At 46.4% G+C, this 21,169-nt stretch carries 16 protein-coding genes; 7 read left to right on the top strand and 9 right to left on the bottom strand.

The features are described 5' to 3' along the window. Positions 1–5 precede the first annotated feature (5 nt). Positions 6–494, top strand: a complete 489-nt coding sequence (locus OH459_RS14180) for a DUF2489 domain-containing protein (RefSeq protein WP_269987297.1) — start codon at positions 6–8, stop codon at positions 492–494. Between the two features lie 185 nt (positions 495–679). Continuing rightward, positions 680–2,071: an oxygen-independent coproporphyrinogen III oxidase gene (hemN, locus tag OH459_RS14175; RefSeq protein ID WP_005448537.1), complete on the top strand. Its 1,392-nt coding sequence runs from the start codon at positions 680–682 to the stop codon at positions 2,069–2,071. A gap of 68 nt (positions 2,072–2,139) precedes the next feature. Here hemN and add read toward each other — a convergent pair whose 3' ends face one another. The 6 genes from add to glnA form a co-directional block, all read right to left on the bottom strand. Beyond that, entirely contained in the window at positions 2,140–3,144 is a 1,005-nt protein-coding gene (gene add / locus OH459_RS14170; RefSeq protein ID WP_269987294.1) for an adenosine deaminase, read from the bottom strand. Positions 3,145–3,292: 148 nt separating this feature from the next. Beyond that, positions 3,293–5,839 carry a bifunctional diguanylate cyclase/phosphodiesterase gene (locus tag OH459_RS14165; RefSeq protein ID WP_009698990.1) on the bottom strand — a complete coding sequence of 849 codons (2,547 nt, stop codon included), beginning with the start codon at positions 5,837–5,839 and terminating at the stop codon, positions 3,293–3,295. 112 nt (positions 5,840–5,951) lie between these two features. Next, positions 5,952–7,355 carry a nitrogen regulation protein NR(I) gene (gene glnG, locus OH459_RS14160; protein ID WP_005448532.1) on the bottom strand — a complete coding sequence of 468 codons (1,404 nt, stop codon included), beginning with the start codon at positions 7,353–7,355 and terminating at the stop codon, positions 5,952–5,954. Positions 7,356–7,415: 60 nt separating this feature from the next. Then, complete coding sequence (gene glnL, locus OH459_RS14155) at positions 7,416–8,462, bottom strand: nitrogen regulation protein NR(II) (RefSeq protein ID WP_005448530.1); 1,047 nt, start codon at positions 8,460–8,462, stop codon at positions 7,416–7,418. Positions 8,463–8,592: 130 nt separating this feature from the next. Further along, complete coding sequence (locus tag OH459_RS14150) at positions 8,593–9,174, bottom strand: DUF4124 domain-containing protein (protein ID WP_009698989.1); 582 nt, start codon at positions 9,172–9,174, stop codon at positions 8,593–8,595. 196 nt (positions 9,175–9,370) lie between these two features. Continuing rightward, positions 9,371–10,780: a glutamate--ammonia ligase gene (gene glnA, locus OH459_RS14145; protein ID WP_005448527.1), complete on the bottom strand. Its 1,410-nt coding sequence runs from the start codon at positions 10,778–10,780 to the stop codon at positions 9,371–9,373. Positions 10,781–11,310: 530 nt separating this feature from the next. Between glnA and typA the strand changes: the two genes are divergently transcribed. Beyond that, a complete protein-coding gene (gene typA, locus OH459_RS14140) occupies positions 11,311–13,140 on the top strand; it encodes a translational GTPase TypA (RefSeq protein WP_005448526.1) in 1,830 nt (609 codons plus the stop codon). Between the two features lie 75 nt (positions 13,141–13,215). After that, positions 13,216–13,764 carry an AAA family ATPase gene (locus tag OH459_RS14135; RefSeq protein WP_239969617.1) on the top strand — a complete coding sequence of 183 codons (549 nt, stop codon included), beginning with the start codon at positions 13,216–13,218 and terminating at the stop codon, positions 13,762–13,764. Between the two features lie 97 nt (positions 13,765–13,861). Here OH459_RS14135 and OH459_RS14130 read toward each other — a convergent pair whose 3' ends face one another. Next, complete coding sequence (locus OH459_RS14130) at positions 13,862–14,503, bottom strand: DUF2959 domain-containing protein (protein WP_005448522.1); 642 nt, start codon at positions 14,501–14,503, stop codon at positions 13,862–13,864. Positions 14,504–14,538: 35 nt separating this feature from the next. Here OH459_RS14130 and OH459_RS14125 point away from each other — a divergent pair, with 35 nt between their 5' ends. From OH459_RS14125 to OH459_RS14115, 3 genes are all read left to right on the top strand, one after another. Next, positions 14,539–15,483, top strand: a complete 945-nt coding sequence (locus OH459_RS14125) for a virulence factor BrkB family protein (protein WP_005448517.1) — start codon at positions 14,539–14,541, stop codon at positions 15,481–15,483. Beyond that, positions 15,455–15,889 carry a D-aminoacyl-tRNA deacylase gene (gene dtd, locus OH459_RS14120; protein ID WP_005434513.1) on the top strand — a complete coding sequence of 145 codons (435 nt, stop codon included), beginning with the start codon at positions 15,455–15,457 and terminating at the stop codon, positions 15,887–15,889. The genes OH459_RS14125 and dtd overlap by 29 nt, the downstream gene beginning before the upstream one ends. Before the next feature lie 108 nt (positions 15,890–15,997). Continuing rightward, on the top strand, positions 15,998–16,915 hold the full coding sequence (locus OH459_RS14115; protein ID WP_005448516.1) for a bifunctional GNAT family N-acetyltransferase/hotdog fold thioesterase: 918 nt from the start codon (positions 15,998–16,000) through the stop codon (positions 16,913–16,915). On the opposite strand, the gene OH459_RS14110 is transcribed toward OH459_RS14115, so the two are convergent. Together OH459_RS14110 and pckA are read right to left on the bottom strand one after the other, a co-directional pair. Continuing rightward, positions 16,901–19,120, bottom strand: coding sequence for an AsmA family protein (locus OH459_RS14110; protein ID WP_269987285.1), 2,220 nt, complete (start codon positions 19,118–19,120; stop codon positions 16,901–16,903). The genes OH459_RS14115 and OH459_RS14110 overlap by 15 nt on opposite strands. Positions 19,121–19,284: 164 nt before the next feature. Next, positions 19,285–20,913, bottom strand: coding sequence for a phosphoenolpyruvate carboxykinase (ATP) (gene pckA, locus OH459_RS14105; RefSeq protein WP_005448514.1), 1,629 nt, complete (start codon positions 20,911–20,913; stop codon positions 19,285–19,287). Positions 20,914–21,169 lie beyond the last annotated feature (256 nt).

Raw genomic sequence — 21,169 nt, 5'->3', positions numbered from 1 at the left:
AATCCATGAACGTAACCTTATTAGCGATTGCGGGTGCAGTGATTATTATCGCGCTGGCTTCTTATGCAGGTTACCTTCTGCTTCAATTGAAAAAGCAAAAGGAATTGCAGCTGAAGCATCAAAAATTGGCGATCGATAAGCGTAACGCCAACATTTTTGAGAACGTGCATACCTTGTGTCAGGCGGGCATCCAAGGGCAATGTGACTTGTCGGAAATCAGTATTCGTGTTTACAACATCATGGATTATGTCCAAGGTGAAGACCGTATCGATTTTGATGCCACATACCCTGCGCTTTCTGAGTTGTACCATACCGTGAAAGATATGGCGCGCGGCGAAGATCGCCAGCAGCTTGCCAAAAAAGAACGTATGCAACAGAACCTGACGCGTCACAAAGCTGAACAGCGCTTAACGGACGCGATCATCGAAGAGCTCAAAGTGTTGCAAAAAGACGTTCAGCCACTGAATAACCAAATCAATATTCAGATGATCTAATTGGTGCCCCCGATGGTTTCCTTATAACCAATGGGGGTATCGTGATCACGCTAGCACTTCTTTGGTTTTATACTTAAAAAGCCGACAGCGACTACCGTAGTTGTCATCGTCGTATGGCAAAATAACGGTTTCTGAATATCGGGCGACGGCTTTCGTCTCCCTAGCATTTAACGGAAAGTACCACCATGTCGAATCAACACACTGAATCGAAACAGCAAATCGTCTGGGATCAAGCGGTATTGGATAAGTACAACTACTCTGGCCCGCGCTACACGTCGTACCCGACAGCACTGGAGTTTCATGAAGCGTTTACCATTTCGGACTACGATATGGCATGCACTCAGTACCCAGATCGTCCGCTATCTCTGTACGTTCACATTCCGTTTTGTCATAAGCTTTGCTACTACTGTGGCTGTAATAAAGTCATTACTCGCCATTCGCATAAGGCTGACGAATACTTGGATGTACTTGAGCACGAGATTCGTCAACGCGCGTCACTATTGGGTGAACGCCAGGTGACTCAATTGCACTTTGGTGGTGGTACACCAACTTTCCTATCTGAAAAGCAAATCACGCGTGTGATGAACTTGCTACGCCAAGAGTTTACGTTTAGTGCGGATGCGGAAATCAGTATTGAAGTTGACCCACGTGAAATCGAGCTCACTATGCTGGATCACTTGCGTGGTGAAGGCTTCAACCGTCTGAGCATTGGCGTGCAGGATTTCAATAAAGAAGTTCAACAGCTCGTGAACCGTGAGCAAGATGAAGCATTTATCTTTGCGATGGTTGCTCGCGCAAAAGAACTTGGTTTCCGCTCAACCAACCTTGATTTGATTTATGGTTTACCGAAGCAAACTAAGGCATCTTTTGCGAAGACACTAGAGCAAGTGTTAGAAATGCAGCCAGGTCGTTTGTCTGTGTTTAACTATGCGCACATGCCACAACTGTTTGCTGCGCAGCGTAAGATCAAAGACGAAGATTTGCCAAAAGCGGAAGAGAAGATGGCGATTCTGCAAGACACCATCGCTACGCTAACAGGTGCTGGTTACCAGTTCATCGGTATGGACCACTTTGCTATGCCAGATGATGAGCTTGCTGTTGCTCAACGTGAAGGCATCTTGCACCGCAACTTCCAAGGTTACACGACGCAAGGTGAATGTGACTTGGTAGGCTTTGGTGTTTCTGCAATTTCAATGATTGGTGATGCCTACGCACAAAACCAAAAAGAATTGAAAAAGTACTACGCACAAGTGAATGAATCTCGCCACGCGCTGTGGAAAGGTGTATCACTGGATGCGGATGATTTGCTACGTCGTGAAGTGATCAAACAGCTTATCTGTAACTTTAAGCTGGATAAGAAGGCGATTGAGTCTGAATTTGGCGTTAAGTTTGAGCAATACTTCAAAGAAGACCTAGAGCTACTACAAACCTTCATTAATGACGAGTTAGTGGAAGTGGATGACCGTGAAATTCGCGTTACGCTTCGTGGTCGTCTGTTGATCCGTAACATCTGCATGAGCTTCGATAAATACCTAAGAGCGAAAGCGCGTCAGCAGCAATTCTCGCGCGTTATCTAATCTTTAGCCGATTCTAGATATAAAAAAATGCCAGCAAATGCTGGCATTTTTTTATGTTTTTGCGGCAATTAAGCGCGATCTTTCACTTTTTCTTTCAGTTCAGTTTTTTCTGCATCTGATAGGAAAGCGATGTCTAGAGCGTTGATTTGCGCTTGGCGAATCTGTTCTTGAGTTAGGCCTGCTGCTGGTGCCGCCACTTCGTATTCGTAAGGCAGTTCAATACCTTCCACTGCTGGATCGTCCGTGTTTAGACACGCAAGTACGCCGTGATCTAGGAACTGTTTCAGTGGGTGGTTTGCTAATGATTCAACAGTGCTAGTTTGGAAGTTTGACGTTAGGCACGATTCAATACCAATACGGTTTTCTGCAAGGTAATCCATCAGTTTAGGATCGTGGATTGCTTTCACACCGTGACCGATACGTGTCGCTCCAAGCTCTTGAATAGCTTGCCACATGCTTTCTGCGCCAGCCGCTTCACCTGCGTGCACCGTTACATTCAGACCTGCGTCGCGCACTTGTTTGAAGTGAGACACAAAACGGTCACCTGGTTGACCAAGCTCATCACCAGCAAGGTCAACGGCAACCATGTGGTCTTTTTGGCTAAGGATTGCATCAAGCTCTTGCTGACACGCATCAGTACCGAAAGTACGGCTCATGATACCGATTAGGTTTGCCTTGATACCGAAATCACGCATACCCGCTTGCACGCCATCAACTACTGCTTCTACTACGCCTGCGACTGGTAGTTTGTGTTTCATCGCCATGTAGTATGGAGAGAAACGCAGTTCTGCGTAATCAATTTGCGCGTTTAGTGCGTCTTCAACGTTTTCGTAAGCAACGCGGCGACACGCATCTAGATCACCCAACACTGCTACGCCCCAATCAAGCTTAGAAAGGAAAGCAACAAGAGATGGCTCAGCTTCAACAATTTGAACGTGTGGTGTTAGTGATTCGATGTCGTAAGCAGGTAGCGCAATACCAAATTGCTGACCAAGCTCAAGAATAGTCTTAGTACGAATGTTGCCGTCAAGGTGACGGTGCAAATCAGTTAGGGGAAGATTCTTAGTTATCATTATGGCGATCCGGGTTTGTTGTGAACAGGAACTCAGCCCAAACATTATCAATGACAATACATGGGGAAGATTTGCAGTTAAGTATAAATAACAGTTAGGCAAGTTGTCAGTAGAGGATGACTAGGAAATCAACGATTTCAGCTGTTTTCTACTTCATGTTAACCAAATGTGTTGGCCATTCTTCCATCGGCATTGGGCGACTGTAGTAGAAACCCTGAACCTGATTACAGCCAAGTGAACTGAGCAGTTGTGCTTGCGCAGCCGTTTCCACGCCTTCTGCTACTACATTGGTCTTCATGCCTTTGGTGATGTTGATGATCGCTGATACAACAGAGCTGTCGAGGTTCTCTTTAGTGAGGCGATTAATAAAGGTGCGATCTATCTTCAAGCAGGTAAACGGTAATGCGTGTAAGTAAGCCAGAGATGAGTAACCTGTGCCGAAGTCATCAATAGCAATACCTAGTCCCATTTCTCGCAGTTTGAGCAAATTATCCAGTGTCGTTGGTGCGCTGTCGATGATGCGCGACTCGGTGATCTCCAGCGTCACATTGGTGGCAGGCAGACCCGTTGTTCGCAGCACTTTCGCGACGGATTCAACAAAGTTAGGGCTTGAAAGCTGATGAACCGACACATTAACGTGTAATTGGAAGTCTTCAGGCCAACGTCTACTGTCGATTGCTTTACGAGTATCACTACACGCTTGGAATAAGATTTGTTGACCAATGGTCTTGATCATGCCGCTTTCTTCGGCGATTGGGATGAAATCTAACGGAGATACCATTCCTGAATCACTGTGCCAGCGTGCGAGTGCTTCGGCGCCACAAATGTTGCCTGATGCAAGATCAATAATAGGTTGGTAGAAAGGCACAAATTCACGGTTATCGATGCCTGTTTGAATCTTAGCGATCATCTGAGTTCGGAATTTAGACGCGCTCGCCATTTCAGGGCTGTAGTGGCAGACGCTGGTGCGAGAATCTTGTTTCGCGTAACTCAACGCAATACTGGCATTACGCAGCCATAAAGACATTGTCTGATCGGGCTGAGTGCGTACGACGCCAATAGAAACTTTAATGACGACCGTTTCACCATCAAGAACAAATGGTGCTGCCAACAGTTGGTGTAAACGGCGCTCAACTAAGCTGATGTCGCTATCACTGTTTGTGTTGGGCATGAATACGGCAAACTCATCACCACCGATGCGCGCTAGTGTCGCTTCATCTTGCAGTTGCTGTTTAAGGCGTTCAGCGATGTGTATCAGAAGCTTATCGCCGTTGTGATGACCAACACTGTCATTGATATCTCTAAATTTGTTGATCCCAATAAGATACAAACTCCCTTGCCCTGAGTGAGGTAAGCTGTCACTCACTTCTATTAGCCCTTGGCGGCTATACAGGCGGGTTAGAGAATCAAACTCAAGTTGTTCACGCAGTGCTTTAAAGGACGCTTTGAGGTTGCTTGCCATCTCGTTAAACGCTTGCACCAGAATAGTCGTCTCGTACACATAACCAGGACGAGGCATAGTGCTATCCCAATCGCCTTTCGCAAGGTGTTGGGCTGCTGTCGCTGTGGCATTGATGGGGCGAGTAACTCGGCTGAAGATAAGCATGCTAATGACGATGCCAACCAAGCTAACGAAAATACCCACCATCCAGCTTCTTTGCTGGTTCTTTGGTAGGGTGCCAAGCAGTTCTGTCTCAGAGATCGAAGTGCCAATAAACCAAGTTAAACCGTTAGCATCATGATATGGCGTGACTCGGCTAAAGGTGCGCTGACCGTTGAAGTCGAACTCAAAAGTATAGGGCTTATCGCTGTAGCTTAGGTTTTTGCCACTGACGCGAGCCGCGCTCATCTGAATGACTGGATCTGCGCTTTCTGAAGCGAATAAGCGCTGACCTTTATCTGAGAACTTTGTCCCCCAAGAAATCACACTACCTTGTCCAGAGTGCGCCACTAAGCGTTGCTCTTGGTCCATGATGTAAACCGAGGCATTCGTATCTTGCTTAAGCTTTTGCAAAAATAAGTTAAACGTATTGATGCGCACATCGGTTACCAACACACCAGCAAACTCACCCATTTCATAGATAGGCGTCATCGCTGACAGAGTGATGTCTTGACGTTCGTCGGCATTAGCATAGATGCTCGACCAACGAGGTTTGTTGTCTTGAGCGATGGGTTGGTACCAAGGACGAGTGCGAGGATCGTAAGGCTCGATGATGGTGCGAATGTCATCACTGATGGTTTCACTACCGTAAATTACTAAGTTGCCATTGGTTCGATGGTCTTGAAGCATCAGTGTATAGGCGCCATCAGATTCACGACGAAAACCTGTAAAGTCCCCAGATTCTGAACCGAATGCAATGACATCTAACTGTGGGATCGAATGATACAAATCCTTAAAGGCACTTAACAGATAGTCTTGGATTTCTTTGGTGTCGTGCGGGCGATAAAGATTGTGGTAACTAACGTTGTGACCAAGCGCAGTCACTGCAGTGAAAGGCTTGCGCAGGTAATCATTCAGATGATCGTGAACACTCTCTGTTAATACAGAAAGCTGTTTGTCACTGATGTCGGTAACAACCTCTTCATAGCTCTGTTTCTGGACGTAGACAATCACACTGATAGCCAGCAAAAAAATCATCACAAAAGGGATGAGTACAGCGGTGCGTAGTGTAATTTGAGTCGTTGCGTTTGACATTGCCTAGCCATATAAGGGGTGTCGTACCATAATTGTACTGATGCTTAGGTTATCAAGCGAGAGCAAAAGTGTGCGCTTGATAACCTTTTGTCAAACTCGTTGCCGATTAAGGTCAGTACAGTTCTTTCAATTTTCTGGTTAGGGTATTGCGTCCCCAACCTAATACTTTAGCGGCATCTTGCTTATGACCTTTAGTATGTTCTAATGCGGCTTCCAATAAAATGCGCTCAAATTCTGGTAAAGCGTAGGAAAGCAGTTCTTTATCCCCAGCTTCTAGCGCATGGCGTGCCCAATCCGCCAATTGTTCTTGCCAACTGCCGCTGGTGGTTTCAGTGATGATTTTCTTTTCTTCCAGCAATTCGGCAGGCAAATCGCTAGGTAGCACCTCACTTCCGCTGGCCATAACGGTTAACCAGCGACAGATGTTTTCCAGTTGGCGAACGTTACCCGGCCAATCAAGGCGATTAAGAATTTCCACCGAAGATGGATGCAGGGTTTTGGTTTCAACACCGAGTTCATCAGCCGCTCGAACGAGGAAGTGTTGGGTGAGTTTTTCAATGTCTTGCTTACGTTCTCTCAGTGCGGGGATTTGCACGCGAATAACGTTCAAACGATGGAATAAATCCTCGCGGAAATCACCCTCATGGACCAATTTTTCAAGGTTTTGGTGGGTGGCTGCGACAATACGAACGTCGACACGGATTGGAGAGTGCCCGCCAACGCGATAAAACTGACCATCCGCCAACACGCGCAATAATCGGGTCTGAATATCTAATGGCATGTCACCGATTTCATCCAAAAATAGCGTGCCACCATTGGCTTGCTCAAAGCGACCTTGACGGACGCTATTGGCACCAGTAAATGCGCCTTTCTCGTGACCAAACAGTTCCGATTCAATCAAGTCTTTTGGGATCGCAGCCATATTGAGGGCAATAAAAGGTTTGTTGGCGCGCGGGCTGTGGCGGTGCAAGGCATGAGCAACCAATTCTTTGCCGGTACCCGACTCACCGTTGATCAGAACAGAAATAGAAGAGCGCGATAAACGACCGATAGCACGAAATACTTCTTGCATTGCTGGTGCTTCACCAATGATTTCAGGTGTATCAGTAGGGATATCGTCCGGTAGAAGTTGCTCGCGCTTGTTCTCTTGGCTGTGAGCGATGGCGCGCTCTACCAATGTGAGCGTTTCGTCGATATCAAACGGTTTGGGCAAGTATTCAAAAGCGCCTTTTTGGTAGGCGTTCACTGCCGCATCTAAATCGGAATGCGCCGTCATGATGATGACGGGGAGATCTGGGTAGTCGCGTTGTACTTGTTTTAATAGCTCTAAGCCATCGATACCCGGCATGCGAATGTCAGAAACTAAAACGTCTGGTACTTCACGTTCTAGCGCCATTAAAACGCTTTCCCCATCCGCATAGGTTTCGCATTTGATGTCGGCTGAGGAGAGGGTTTTCTCCATGACCCAACGAATCGAACTGTCGTCATCGACGACCCAAACATATCCTTTACTCATGTAATAAATCCTTGCAGCAAAAGCCTAAAAACTGACGAATAGCAAAGCCAATTAACCAAGTCAGATTGGCAAATAAATAGTAAAAGTGGTGTGACCTGGCCAACTCTCGACATCAATCTTGCCGTTATGCTGGTCGATCAAATTTTGTGAAATAGATAGCCCAAGTCCGGTTCCGCCTTCGCGTCCGCTGACCATGGGGTAGAAAAGCGTGTCTTGCAGTTCGGGTGGAATTCCCGGTCCGTTATCAGTGATTTCAACGCGAGCCGCGAGTTTGCAACGCTGACCATGAATGTTGGCTTGATGCACCGTTCTGGTGCGTATGGTGATTTTACCGTGTTCTTGGTGGGACAGAATCTGTGCCGCATTGCTGACGATGTTGAGCATTGCCTGTTCGATTTGGTCCGCGTCCATCAAAATCTCTGGCAAGCTCGGATCGTAGTCTCGTTCGATGACGATCGAATGCTGTGACTCCAATTCGACTAATTGACGTACCTTCTCCAACACTTGGTGCAGGTTTTCTTGTGCTTTCTTACCCGGCTTTTGCGGTCCAAGAAGACGATCAACCAAGGCTCTCAATCGGTCGGCTTGTTCAATGATGATGTGTGTGTATTCCGTCAAGGAAGGGTCGGGCAGCATTTTTTCCAATAGTTGTGCTGCGCCGCGTAAACCGCCGAGTGGGTTTTTAATTTCATGCGCCAAACCGCGTACTAACAGTTTCGCCGCTTGTTGTTGAGCGTGTTGATTGAGCTCTTGAGTGAGGCGGCGTTGCTGATCAATTTTGCGCATCTCAACCAACAACATCAGCTGTTTTTGCCATGTAATAGGACTGACGGTGACTTCGAGCATCAAAGGACGCCCATCGACGACAAAAGTGACGTCACTGTCAGTGATGCTTTGTCCGCTCTGCAATGGTTGAGTGAGCAGGGCGAGATCCAGTGACGCATGCTGAATTAACTGAGATAACGACTGTTCAACAATGCGTTTAGCACTTTGTGAGAACAACAACTCAGCCGCGGGATTGGCGTAACGTACCGCTAACCCATCATCAAGAATCAGCGTAGCTGTCACCATATTATTGAGAATGGCACTGGAGAGACTGGTATCCACATTACGTCCTTGTTTGCGTTGTGATTGTGCGTTGCACTATATTGGTGCAATAGAACGTAAGTATGGCGAATAAATCTAAGAAGAAAAAGTGAAAAGCGCCATCAGAGTGCGGTTTTTTTCACTTAATATTCTACTTTGCCCCTTTAATGGTCGGCTTGATACTCGCTCTATGTAAATGCACCGTTATAGGGCTAGTAGATGCAATAAGCTTGCCGCTTCTTTTTGCTTTTACCGCAAGGGTGTGCGTGCCACGGTCGATATTGTTTAACTGCCAAGTTAAGCGGCTTTGAGGAGCTCCATAAGGCTTACCATCAAGGATGAGTTGCAGTTGTTCGCCTATGCCTAATTTGCGGTTTGCTTCGAGCTGAATATTGATGACACCAGAGTTACTGCGAATGGTTTCATCGTGCTGTGGAGTGAGCATAGTGAGGGAAAGGGGTAACGGTTTATCCGTTTTAGTTTTTTTCTCTGTGGTCGGCTCCTGAGCTGCATTTGCTTGTGGAGCGAGAGACTCGGTGCTCTCCACTTTAGGGGCTGGAGCGCTGGATTCAAGATTTGGCAGAGAGATGGTCTTTGCGCCTTGGTTTGGTGTGTCACTGAAGTGCACCACACCGTCTTTATCCACCCAAGTGTACGCGACTTGAGCTAAGGCTGTCGTTGCAATCAGTACACTACTGAGGGCGCATAGTGATGGTAAAAGCTGAACTTTCATTGCTCACCTTCTTTTGATAGATGATTTCACGTTTAGGTGCTTAGCTCTTTGACTTATCAAGCAAAAGAGTCTGAGCGTATTTTAGTTATCCCTCCATGTTAAACGCCCAAATAGAGTGAGCGAATACAAAAAAGGCCCGCCTGCGAGGCGAGCCTAATATTTTGTAACTGCGTTTACATTTTACACAGCTGAAACCTTATACAGAGTAGTAAAGTTCGAACTCAAGTGGGTGAGTTGTCATGTTTACTTTCTCTACGTCTTGAGACTTAAGACCGATGTAAGAATCGATGAAGTCGTCAGAGAATACACCACCTGCAGTTAGGAACTCACGGTCTGCATCTAGTTCTTCTAGTGCATCTTTTAGTGAGTATGCAACAGTTGGGATTTCTGCTGCTTCTTCAGCTGGTAGGTCGTAAAGGTCTTTATCCATCGCTTCACCTGGGTGGATCTTGTTCTTAATACCGTCAAGACCAGCCATTAGCATTGCTGCGAAGCATAGGTATGGGTTAGCCGCTGGGTCACCGAAACGAACTTCAATACGACGCGCTTTAGGGCTTGGTACCACTGGGATACGGATAGAAGCAGAACGGTTACGCGCTGAGTAAGCTAGCATTACTGGTGCTTCGAAGCCTGGTACAAGACGCTTGTACGAGTTAGTTGATGGGTTCGCAAATGCGTTGATTGCGCGAGCGTGCTTGATGATACCGCCGATGTAGTAAAGTGCAGTTTCAGATAGACCGCCGTACTTGTCACCAGCAAATAGGTTTACGCCATCTTTTGCTAGAGATTGGTGAACGTGCATGCCGCTACCGTTGTCGCCAACTAGTGGCTTAGGCATGAATGTCGCCGTCTTACCAAATGCGTGAGCAACGTTGTGTACAACGTACTTGTAGATTTGAATTTCGTCAGCTTTCGTTGTTAGCGTGTTGAAGCGAGTTGCGATTTCGTTTTGACCCGCAGTTGCTACTTCGTGGTGGTGCGCTTCTACAACTAGACCCATTTCTTCCATTACTAGACACATTGCAGAACGGATGTCTTGAGATGAATCTACTGGAGCTACTGGGAAGTAACCACCTTTAACGCCTGGACGGTGACCTTTGTTACCTTCTTCGTAATCAGAACCTGTGTTCCATGCTGCTTCTACGTCATCAATCTTGAAGAAAGAACCAGACATGTCAGTTGCGAACTTAACGTCGTCGAATAGGAAGAACTCTGGCTCAGGACCGATAAGAACGGTGTCTGCAATACCAGTAGAGCGCATGAAGTCTTCTGCGCGCTTAGCGATAGAGCGTGGGTCGCGGTCGTAGCCTTGCATTGTTGCAGGCTCAAGGATGTCACAACGGATGTTTAGCGTTGCATCTTCAGTGAATGGGTCAAGTACTGCAGAAGATGCGTCTGGCATCATAACCATGTCTGATTCGTTAATGCCTTTCCAGCCAGCAACTGATGAACCATCGAACATTTTACCTTCTTCGAAGAAGTCTGCGTCGATTTGGTGAGCAGGGATAGAGATGTGCTGCTCTTTACCTTTTGTATCAGTGAAGCGTAGGTCAACAAACTTAACTTCGTTTTCTTGGATCAGTGATAAAACGTTTTCTACTGACATCTTGGATAACCTCCAGTGTTAATAAAGCGGTAAAAGCTCGATTTATGAAACATTAATTAAATCCAGCATTGATTAATCTGTTTGACATTTTATTAATCGATGCTGGTTTCTCTAAAGCCAAAACCGTGCCAAAAAAATTATTCCATTAATTTCAATGGATTGCGTTTTTATACGCTAGTTTGGTGCAAACGATTGCACCAAAATGATCTGTAGGTGCACTGTTATGGTGCATTATTTTATTATTGCACCACAATGTGACAACTACGTTGCTTATTCAGCCCAGTTTTTGAGCAAGAGTCAATTTGTAATATGCGCGATTGGAATAAAGTTGCGTTGAATCAATTCGCATGGCGCTCTAAAGCGGGTGTTAAGCGTAAATTTGACAGAAATGCTCGGGAGTAGATCACATATCTCTATGCTTTTTGCTAGAATCTGGTACATTATGGCCGTTTTTTTAATCAGTAAATGTCGTCAGAGAGCACCCGTTCTCAGCATGAGGGCATTTCATCTATCTAAGTGAATCAATATCCATGGCTACTCCACAGATTGATAAATTAAGAAATATCGCGATTATCGCGCACGTTGACCACGGTAAAACAACGTTGGTTGACAAGCTGCTACAACAATCAGGCACGCTTGAGTCTCGCGGTGAAGCTGAAGAGCGAGTCATGGACTCGAACGACATTGAAAAAGAGCGTGGCATTACCATTCTTGCTAAGAACACAGCAATTAACTGGAATGACTACCGTATCAACATCGTAGATACTCCGGGACACGCGGACTTCGGTGGCGAAGTAGAACGTATCATGTCGATGGTAGACTCAGTTCTACTTATCGTTGACGCTGTTGATGGTCCAATGCCGCAAACTCGCTTCGTAACTCAAAAAGCATTTGCTCACGGTCTTAAACCAATCGTTGTAATCAACAAGATTGACCGTCCTGGTGCACGTCCTGATTGGGTTATGGACCAAGTCTTCGACCTATTCGACAACCTAGGTGCAACTGACGAACAGCTAGACTTTAAAGTTGTTTACGCGTCAGCACTTAACGGTTGGGCTTCTCTAGAAGAAGGCGAAACTGGCGAAAACATGGAACCTCTATTCGAAACTATCGTTGAAGAAGTAGCGGCTCCAGAAGTTGACCTAGACGGTCCACTACAGATGCAAGTATCTCAGCTAGACTACAGCTCTTACGTTGGTGTTATCGGTGTTGCTCGTGTAACTCGTGGTAGCGTGAAAGCAAACCAACAAGTAACAGTTATCGGTGCTGACGGTAAAACTCGCAACGGTAAAGTGGGTACAGTAATGGGCTACCTTGGCCTAGAGCGTCACGAAGTTGAGCAAGCTAACGCTGGTGATATCATTGCAATCACAGGTCTTGGCGAGCTAAAAATCTCTGACACTATCTGTGCGCAAAACGCAGTAGAAGCACTACCGCCGCTGTCTGTTGATGAGCCAACAGTAACAATGACGTTCCAAGTAAACACGTCTCCATTCGCGGGTAAAGAAGGTAAGTTCGTTACTTCACGTAACATCCTTGAGCGTCTAGAGAAGGAATTGGTACACAACGTTGCATTGCGTGTAGAGCAAACAGACGATCCAGACAAATTCCGCGTATCAGGTCGTGGTGAGCTTCACCTATCTATCCTGATCGAAAACATGCGTCGTGAAGGCTTCGAGCTTGCTGTATCTCGTCCAGAAGTAATCATCAAAGAAGAAGATGGTCAGCTATTGGAACCGTTCGAAACGGTAACTATCGACGTTATGGAAGAGCACCAAGGCGGCATCATGGAGAACATCGGCCTACGTAAAGGTGAGCTGAAAGACATGTCTCCAGATGGTAAAGGTCGTGTACGTATGGACTTCGAAATGCCATCTCGTGGTCTGATCGGCTTCCAAACTGAGTTCATGACGCTGACTTCTGGTTCTGGTCTTCTATACCATACGTTTGATCGCTACGCGCCACACAAAGGCGGTAACATCGGTCAACGTGTAAACGGTGTACTAATTGCTAACGCAATGGGTAAAGCGCTAACTAACGCACTATTCAACCTTCAAGAACGTGGTCGTCTATTTATCGGTCACGGTGTTGAAGTTTACGAAGGCATGGTTATCGGTATTCACAGCCGCGACAACGACCTAACAGTAAACGCACTGAAAGGTAAGCAGCTAACCAACGTTCGTGCATCTGGTACAGATGACGCACAGGTTCTTACTCCACCAATCAAGATGACTCTTGAGCAAGCACTAGAGTTCATCGATGATGACGAACTAGTAGAAGTAACACCTGAAAGCATCCGTATCCGTAAGAAATTCCTAACGGAAAGCGATCGTAAACGTGCTTCACGTTCAGCAAAATAATTTGCTGTAACGGATTCTATTAAGAATAAGCCCCGAGTTATGCTCGGGGCTTTTTGTATCTGAAGGAATAAGACGATGACGCCAATTGTTATCACTGGTGGTCCGGGTGCAGGTAAAACCACCTTGTTGAATGCGTTAGGCGAGTTGGGGTACGCCACCTTTGCTGAAGGTTCACGTACCTTGATTGAGCAGCAAAGCCAATTGGACAATGGTATTTTGCCTTGGGCGAATTTACCTGAGTTTGCCAACTTATGCCTTGAGTTAATGGGCAAGCAAAAGCGAGAAGCGCTGAATCATCCAGTCGCTTTTGTTGACCGTGCTATCCCAGACATCGTGGCATACCTAAAAGTGGGCGGCTGTCCTGTTGAACAAGCCTTCTTGATTGAGAGTGCAGGGTACCAGAGTAAGGTGCTCACATGTCGACCTGAAGCCTCTATTTATGTTCAAGATGATGTGCGTCCACACAGTTTTGAAGAGGCGCTACAAATCCATCAAACCTTAGTCGATACCTATACTGAACTGGGGTATGAAGTGGTTGAAGTGCCATGGGGAAGCGTAGCTGAACGGGTGGTGTTTGTTCGACAAGTAATGGGCTTAGTTGCTGAGGTAGAAGGTGGGGAGTAAAGATAGAGCTTGGTAGGTATGCCGGTAACTGACGGAGCGAGGGATAGTTTGGTCGTTAGATAGCAAAACCTCCTCACGAGGAGGAGGCTTTATCGAATTACTTTTGATTCAGCTGCTGTAAGAACTTATCTGACTCAGCAATCGCGGCATTCATTTGTTTGATTGCGTATTGAATGTCTTTCTCTAGGCTAGAGAATTCACCTTTCAGTGAGCCGATCGCGCTCGCGTTCAAGTTATGCTTGAGGTAAAGCGTGTTGTCACGCAGTGTATTCAATACTGGCGTCATTTTGTCTTCTGCACGCTTCATAGCGTTAAGCATGGTTTTGTAAGAGGCTTTGGTTTCACGCAACTTCTGTTCGCTAGAGCGACGCAGTTTCGCACTGGTGTATAGGTCTAGCTCGCCTTGCCATTCATCAAACAGAGCATCTGACACATCTTCAATTGCAGCAATCCGGTCGCGTACATCTTGCGCCGCTTTTTCACTGTCTTCGTATTTGTCGTTAATGTTGTTGTAGACGCTTTCTAGCTCACCGCCGTCAAAGTTAGTTAACGCAGAAAGAGCTTCTAGCGCGCTGGTGAACTCTTCTTGTGCGTCTTGCTGCGATTCTTTGGCGTCTTCCACACGATCAACCATAATGTCACGTTTGTGGTAACCCACTTGTTCCATTGCTGAATAATATGCGGACTGACATCCTGTCAAAGTGAAAATTGATAGTACAATTGCTAATAAATAAGGCATTCTTATGTCCTCGACGCTAATTTATGGGATGAACTATGAACCAGTTATCAGAGAGTTACAAGGTGAGATTGAGCAAGCTCGTGCCGGGGAGCGTCGCGTTTTTCAAATATTTGCTCAAGCGTATGACGCACGATCGCGTCAACGTTAATGCAGGCTATTTAGCTTACATCACTTTGTTGTCTATTGTGCCGATGTTGACGGTATTGCTGTCGATATTGTCGAAGTTTCCGGTATTTGAGAATGTGGGCGAAACCTTGCAAGGTTACATCATTGATAACTTTGTCCCTGCTTCTGGTGATGCAGTCAGAGTTGCGTTGCAAGAGTTTGTCTCAAACACAGGCAAGATGACCGCCGTAGGTGGTGCGTTCTTGTTTGTTGCCGCTTTGATGCTGATTTCGAATATCGACAAGAACTTAAACTACATTTGGCGAGTGAAAGATAAACGTCGTCCTGTGTTTTCTTTCTCCATGTATTGGATGGTGTTGACCCTTGGTCCGATTCTAGTCGGCGCGAGTATTGCAGCGACCTCCTACGTGACATCGCTAAAGCTGATTGAAAACGAAACCTTATCGGGCGCTTACAACCTGTTTTTACGTTGGTTACCTTTACTGTTGTCTTTCTTTGCGTTCATGGGGTTGTACTTCTTAGTGCCAAACAAAAAGGTTTACCTATCCCATGGTGCGGTTGGTGCCGCCATTGCCGCTGTGCTGTTTGAACTGAGTAAGAAAGGCTTTGCTTTCTACATTACTCAATTCCCATCATATCAGCTGATTTACGGTGCGCTCGCCGCGATTCCGATCCTGTTTGTGTGGGTGTATTTGTGCTGGCTGATCGTATTGATTGGCGCGGAAGTGACTGCTGCTCTGGGGGAAAGAGAGCACTGGAGTGACGACCTAGAAATGATACACTCGACCGCTGAATTGCAATTAACAGATGAAGGAAGCGAGAGTCGTGATAGCGCTAATTCAACGAGTCAGTGAAGCCGCCGTTCGTGTAGACGGTGAAGTTGTCGGTGAAATCGACCAAGGTCTACTTGTCCTACTTGGTGTAGAGAAGGACGATGATGAAGCAAAAGCAAAGCGTTTGATGGAGCGCGTAACCACGTATCGTGTGTTTGAAGACGATGAAGGCAAAATGAACCTTAACGTCAAACAAGTGAACGGTAAGGTTTTGGTGGTGTCTCAATTTACGTTACCAGCGGATACCAAAAAAGGCACTCGCGCAGGCTTTTCTCGTGGCGCGCACCCTGCGGATGCAGAACGTCTGTATGACTACTTCTCGGACTTGTGTGAGCAAGAACTGCCAACACAACGCGGTCGCTTCGCGGCAGATATGAAAGTGTCATTAATTAATGACGGTCCAGTGACTTTTTGGCTACAGGTCTAATCTGGCAACCACAACATCATGGTCTAAGCTTTAAGCCCAAGTAAATTGAATTTGCTTGGGTATTTTCTCCTAAGGCTTTCATTTGATTTGTACTTTCAAAGGATTGATATGTTCAAACTCATAACTCCAAAAACAGAAAATCAGCTCAACAAGTACTATCAATTTCGTTGGCAGTTGCTGCGCGAACCTTGGCGTATGCCTGTAGGCTCCGAGCGTGATGAGTACGATGGCATGAGCCATCACCGCATGATTACCGACAGTCGTGGTCGTCCGATGGCGATTGGTCGTTTGTACATTACCCCAGATAACGATGGTCAGATCCGCTATATGGCGGTGAAGAACAACCGTCGCAGTAAAGGCATGGGCTCATTAGTGCTGGTGGCGCTTGAGTCGTTAGCTCGACAAGAAGGGGCGAAGCGTCTGGTGTGTAATGCCCGTGAAGATGCGATTGCCTTCTATGAGAAGAATGGTTTTGAGCGTCGCGGTGAGCTGACCGATGAACGTGGTCCCGTGCGTCACCAACAAATGGTTAAACAGCTTGACCCAATGGCGGATGTGCTACGTCGTCCTGATTGGTGTACCGAGCTGCAACAGCGTTGGGAAGCGCAGATCCCGATTGCAGACAAAATGGGGATCAAAATTAACCAGTACACTGGCTATCAGTTTGAATGCAGTGCGCAGCTCAATCCTAACCTGAACCCGCACAACACCATGTTTGCCGGTTCTGCGTTTACCCTAGCAACGCTAACTGGCTGGGGCATGACGTGGTTGTTGATGAAAGAGCGCGGTTTGCACGGTGATATTGTGTTGGCGGATAGCTCGATTCGTTATCGCCATCCTGTTGAAGAGAACCCAGTCGCGAGCACGTCGTTAGATGGTATCAGTGGTGACTTGGATAGACTTGCTTCAGGTCGTAAAGCGCGTATCGTTATCCACGTAGTGATTTACAGTGGAGATGTGCCTGCCGTGGATTTTGTAGGCACATACATGCTGCTGCCAAATTACTCTAAGCTACTCAGCTGTTAGATTATTAGGCGCTGGTGTTTCTTGTGGCGCATCTTGGTTTTCTGATGCGCCTAGTTCTGTCTTGGTTTTATCTGTTGCTAGATTGGCACGTTCTTCGGAGACCTTTTCTTCTGAGGTCTGCGCTTCAAGGCTTGAATCTTTAGTTACGTCTTTTTGTTCTGAGATAAGTTGCTCTTCTGAATGCGGCGCTACGGCTGATTCTTGTTCTTCCTCTACAACCTCACTTAACTCTTCCTCATATTGTTCTAAGTTGATGGGATCAATACTGGTGCGGCTTGTTGTTTTTGACGAGCTCTGTTCTGATTCTGCTGGTTTTACTGATTCAGTCTGTTTTGATGTATTTGTGCATTCATTTGTTTTGACTTCGCCACTTAGCACATCACCTTGGATTGAACCACACGCTTCTTGGAGTTGGTAAATCACGCCACTTAACGGGTTGTTCGCCATATCAAACTCACCAGACAGATTGCCCGAGATGGCTTCGCCTGAAATGGTCACCGGTTGAAGCTCAACAGCACCACGTTGAGCTGCCAAACGCAAAGGGCTCAAAGTGATCGCTGTGAGTGAATCATCCGCTTGTGACTTTAAGGTGGTATCACGTAAGTTGGCTTCCACTTCGCCCGATAAGCTGTAAGCAAGCATGTTTTGATCGCCGGCTAGGCCTTTTAAGTCGAGACTTAGATCTGAGAAGCCATTGACCGCGAGCACTGTTGGCAAATAGGGGTGAAGCAATTGCAAGGGAATCCCATCGGCGTTGAGACTCAACGCCCAAGGTTGGCTGGTGGTGCTGAGATCGATTTGCCCTAAGCCTTCGATATAGCCTTGCTCTAACGGTGCAAACAAACGTGTCAGTTGCCACAAGCCATTGTCACTCTGTGTAGAAATGGCTGCGTGTGATGTGATTACTTGATCGTAACTTGCGTTTACCACGCTAGCATCAAGCTTACCGTTCCAAATTCCCCAATGACCATTGCGGTGTTTTACTTCGAGCTGGTCACCTTCCAAATTCAAGCCAGAAAGCTGCCAGTAAGGTTGTTTAGATAACTGGATAACTTGGCTGCGTTCAATCTCTAACTGCTTCACATCGACTTGCTGGAGCCTTTCTGTGGCGATTTGCCACCAGTCGGTCTTATCGTCAGGTTGGATAGCCCATTTCAATCCATTGATGGTTGCGCTGTTGATTTTCCAATGCTGTGGCTCGAACTCACCAGATACCTGCACACTACCTTGCTGCCAATCAAAGCTTAGCTCTTGTAGTTGGATTGACTCCGGCTTGAGTTGGGCGTTCAAACGAGGCTCAACTGCGGTTTGGTCTTGGAAACTGACGCTGTCAGCTTGCAAAGAAACCTGTGCTGTTGTTTTCCAAAATGACAGTGGCAGAGAGGCGTTTTCTACTGATAACTCAAGGTTGTGCCAATGCCAATCTCCGTACTCAATATCTGCATTCAGGAGATCGAGGCTGTTGATATGGTTGATATTAATTGGCAACGCTTGCCATGGTTTAGCGAGTAAAGATTGCAACTGTAGGTTATCGATTTTCAGCTTATCAAGGGTCACATTCACCAGTGACCAGCCTTGTGGGTACTGTTCGCCTTGTCCTGAGACTTCACTGCCACGCCAGTTAAATGAAGCGCCGTAAAGCGTGCTGTCTTGGGCTTTGTAATCCAAGTCTATAAGCAACTTATCGAAAGCTTCGCCATTCCAATACAATTGATCAGCCGAAAGTTGAACCTCACCATAAGGTATTTGCTGAGCATCACTCGACCAAATTGGGTTTTGGATCTGTACATTCAAGCCATTAATGCTGAATGCATCATCTGCGTAATCGATGTTCTTTAACGCGATTTGATGGAAATAAACATTGCTGAGCGTCGGCAATGTTGGTGTGCCGTGTTGCAGGCTCAGACCATCAATCAACAGACTGTCGACAATCCAATTTCCGTCACGACGAACATCGGGGTTCAGCCATAGATCGACTTGCTCAATGAACGGCAAGTTTTTTTGTTTTGTCGCCACTCCATTAAGGGTGAGGTGATAAGGAAATTCGTATTGCACGTTATCTGCATGCAGCGGTAGGTCGACTAGATCAGAAAATAGATTCCATGCTTGGCGAGAATAAGAGGTGGTCAGCATCCCCACAAAGACAATCGGAATTGCAATCGTCACTATGAGTATAAGAAGTAGAATTCGAACTGCTGTTTTCATCCCTGCCAAAACCTGTAAGTAATATGAAGTAAGTGTGAGAGTCTCGACTTACTAAGATAGGTTTAAGCTTGTATCAATCTTGAGGCAGATTCAATAAAAAGCCCCTCAAAAGAGGGGCTTGACGATTATTTTTGTAGCTAAGTCACGAAGAGTTAGCGAGTGGTCTAGTCGAGTTGAGGACCTGCAGCCACTAGTGATTTACCTTCTGCGTTGTCAGTGTACTTATCAAAGTTGTTGATGAAGCGCTCTGCCAAGTCTTTTGCTTTGCTTTCCCATTGTAGTGGGTCAACGTAGGTATCACGTGGGTCAAGGATGCTTGGGTCCACGCCAGGAAGTGAAGTAGGCACTTCTAGGTTGAAGATAGGAATATGCTTAGTCTTCGCATCTTCAATTGAGCCATCAAGGATTGCATCGATGATGCCGCGTGTATCTTGGATAGAGATACGCTTGCCGCTGCCGTTCCAGCCTGTGTTAACTAAGTAAGCTTCTGCACCTGCTGCTTCCATGCGTTTCACTAGCACTTCTGCGTACTTAGTTGGGTGTAGAGTTAGGAATGCTGCACCAAAACATGCTGAGAACGTTGGCGTCGGCTCCGTGATGCCACGCTCAGTACCAGCCAGCTTAGCGGTGAAGCCAGATAGGAAGTGGTACTTCGTTTGCTCAGGTGTCAGTTTAGACACAGGAGGAAGTACGCCGAACGCATCAGCCGAAAGGAAGATCACTTTGTTTGCGTGACCGCCTTTCGATACTGGTTTAACGATATTGTCGATGTGATGCAGTGGGTAAGACACACGAGTGTTTTCAGTCTTAGAACCATCATCAAAGTCGATAGAACCATCGCTACGAACCGTTACGTTCTCTAATAGCGCATCACGGCGGATAGCATTGTAGATATCAGGCTCAGCTTCTTTAGATAGCTTGATGGTCTTCGCGTAACAGCCGCCTTCGAAGTTGAATACGCCGTCGTCATCCCAACCATGCTCGTCATCACCAATTAGTGCACGTTTAGGATCAGTAGATAGGGTAGTTTTACCTGTGCCAGACAGACCGAAGAAGATTGCTACATCGCCTTCTTCACCCATATTTGCACTACAGTGCATTGATGCGATGTCTTTCAGCGGAAGGAAGTAGTTCATCATGGCGAACATACCTTTCTTCATTTCGCCGCCGTACCAAGTACCGCCGATCAACTGAGTGCGCTCTGTTAGGTTGAATACGGTGAAGTTTTCAGAGTTCAAACCGTGCTCTTCCCACTTCTCGTTCGTGCATTTCGCGCCGTTCATTACGACGAAATCAGGTTCAAACGTTGCCAACTCTTCTTCTGTTGGACGGATGAACATGTTTTTCACGAAGTGTGCTTGCCATGCAACTTCTGTGATCACTCGAATGCTCAAACGAGTGTCTGGGTTTGCACCACAATAACCGTCAATCACAAATAGACGCTTACCTGAAAGCTGGTTGGTCACTAGCTCTTTTAGGTCGTCCCATACTTCTTTGTTGATTGGTTTGTTGTCGTTTTTCACTGCGTCAGAAGTCCACCACATGTGCTCTTCTGTCGTTGCATCTTTAACAATGTACTTATCTTTTGGTGAGCGACCAGTAAAGATACCAGTGTCTACGGCAACCGCGCCGAGTTCTGTAACCACACCACGTTCATAACCTGTTAGGTCAGCACGGGTCTCTTCCTCAAACAGCATTTCGTAGCTTGGGTTGCGAACAACCTCTTTAACGTTATGCAGTCCGTGTTTGGTTAGATCAAGTGTTGCAGCCTTTGTATGTTCCATAACGGTCATAGGTGCTCCTTATAAGGATTTTTGTAGGGATTTTGTAAGAATGTTTTAATTTTTATCTGCTCACCATGCTAGCAACGGGGCGGGGAGAAAACAGGGATATAGTTCAAAAATTATCCATGATTTCAATGTGGTTTTAGGTAACCCGTCACATATTGGTGCGAATAGTTTATCGTGGGCGCAAACCTTTGCGCTAGGGCAAAAGAATTATTAATTATTTAAAATTAAGCGGTTGCTTTATTACGTGAAAAGCCAAGTT

The sequence above is a fragment of the Vibrio sp. MM46 genome (genome assembly GCF_027587135.1).
Classification (GTDB): Bacteria; Pseudomonadota; Gammaproteobacteria; order Enterobacterales; family Vibrionaceae; genus Vibrio; species Vibrio harveyi.
The sequence above is the reverse complement of the archived record's forward strand: the minus strand, read 5'-3'. Positions and strand labels throughout refer to the sequence as shown.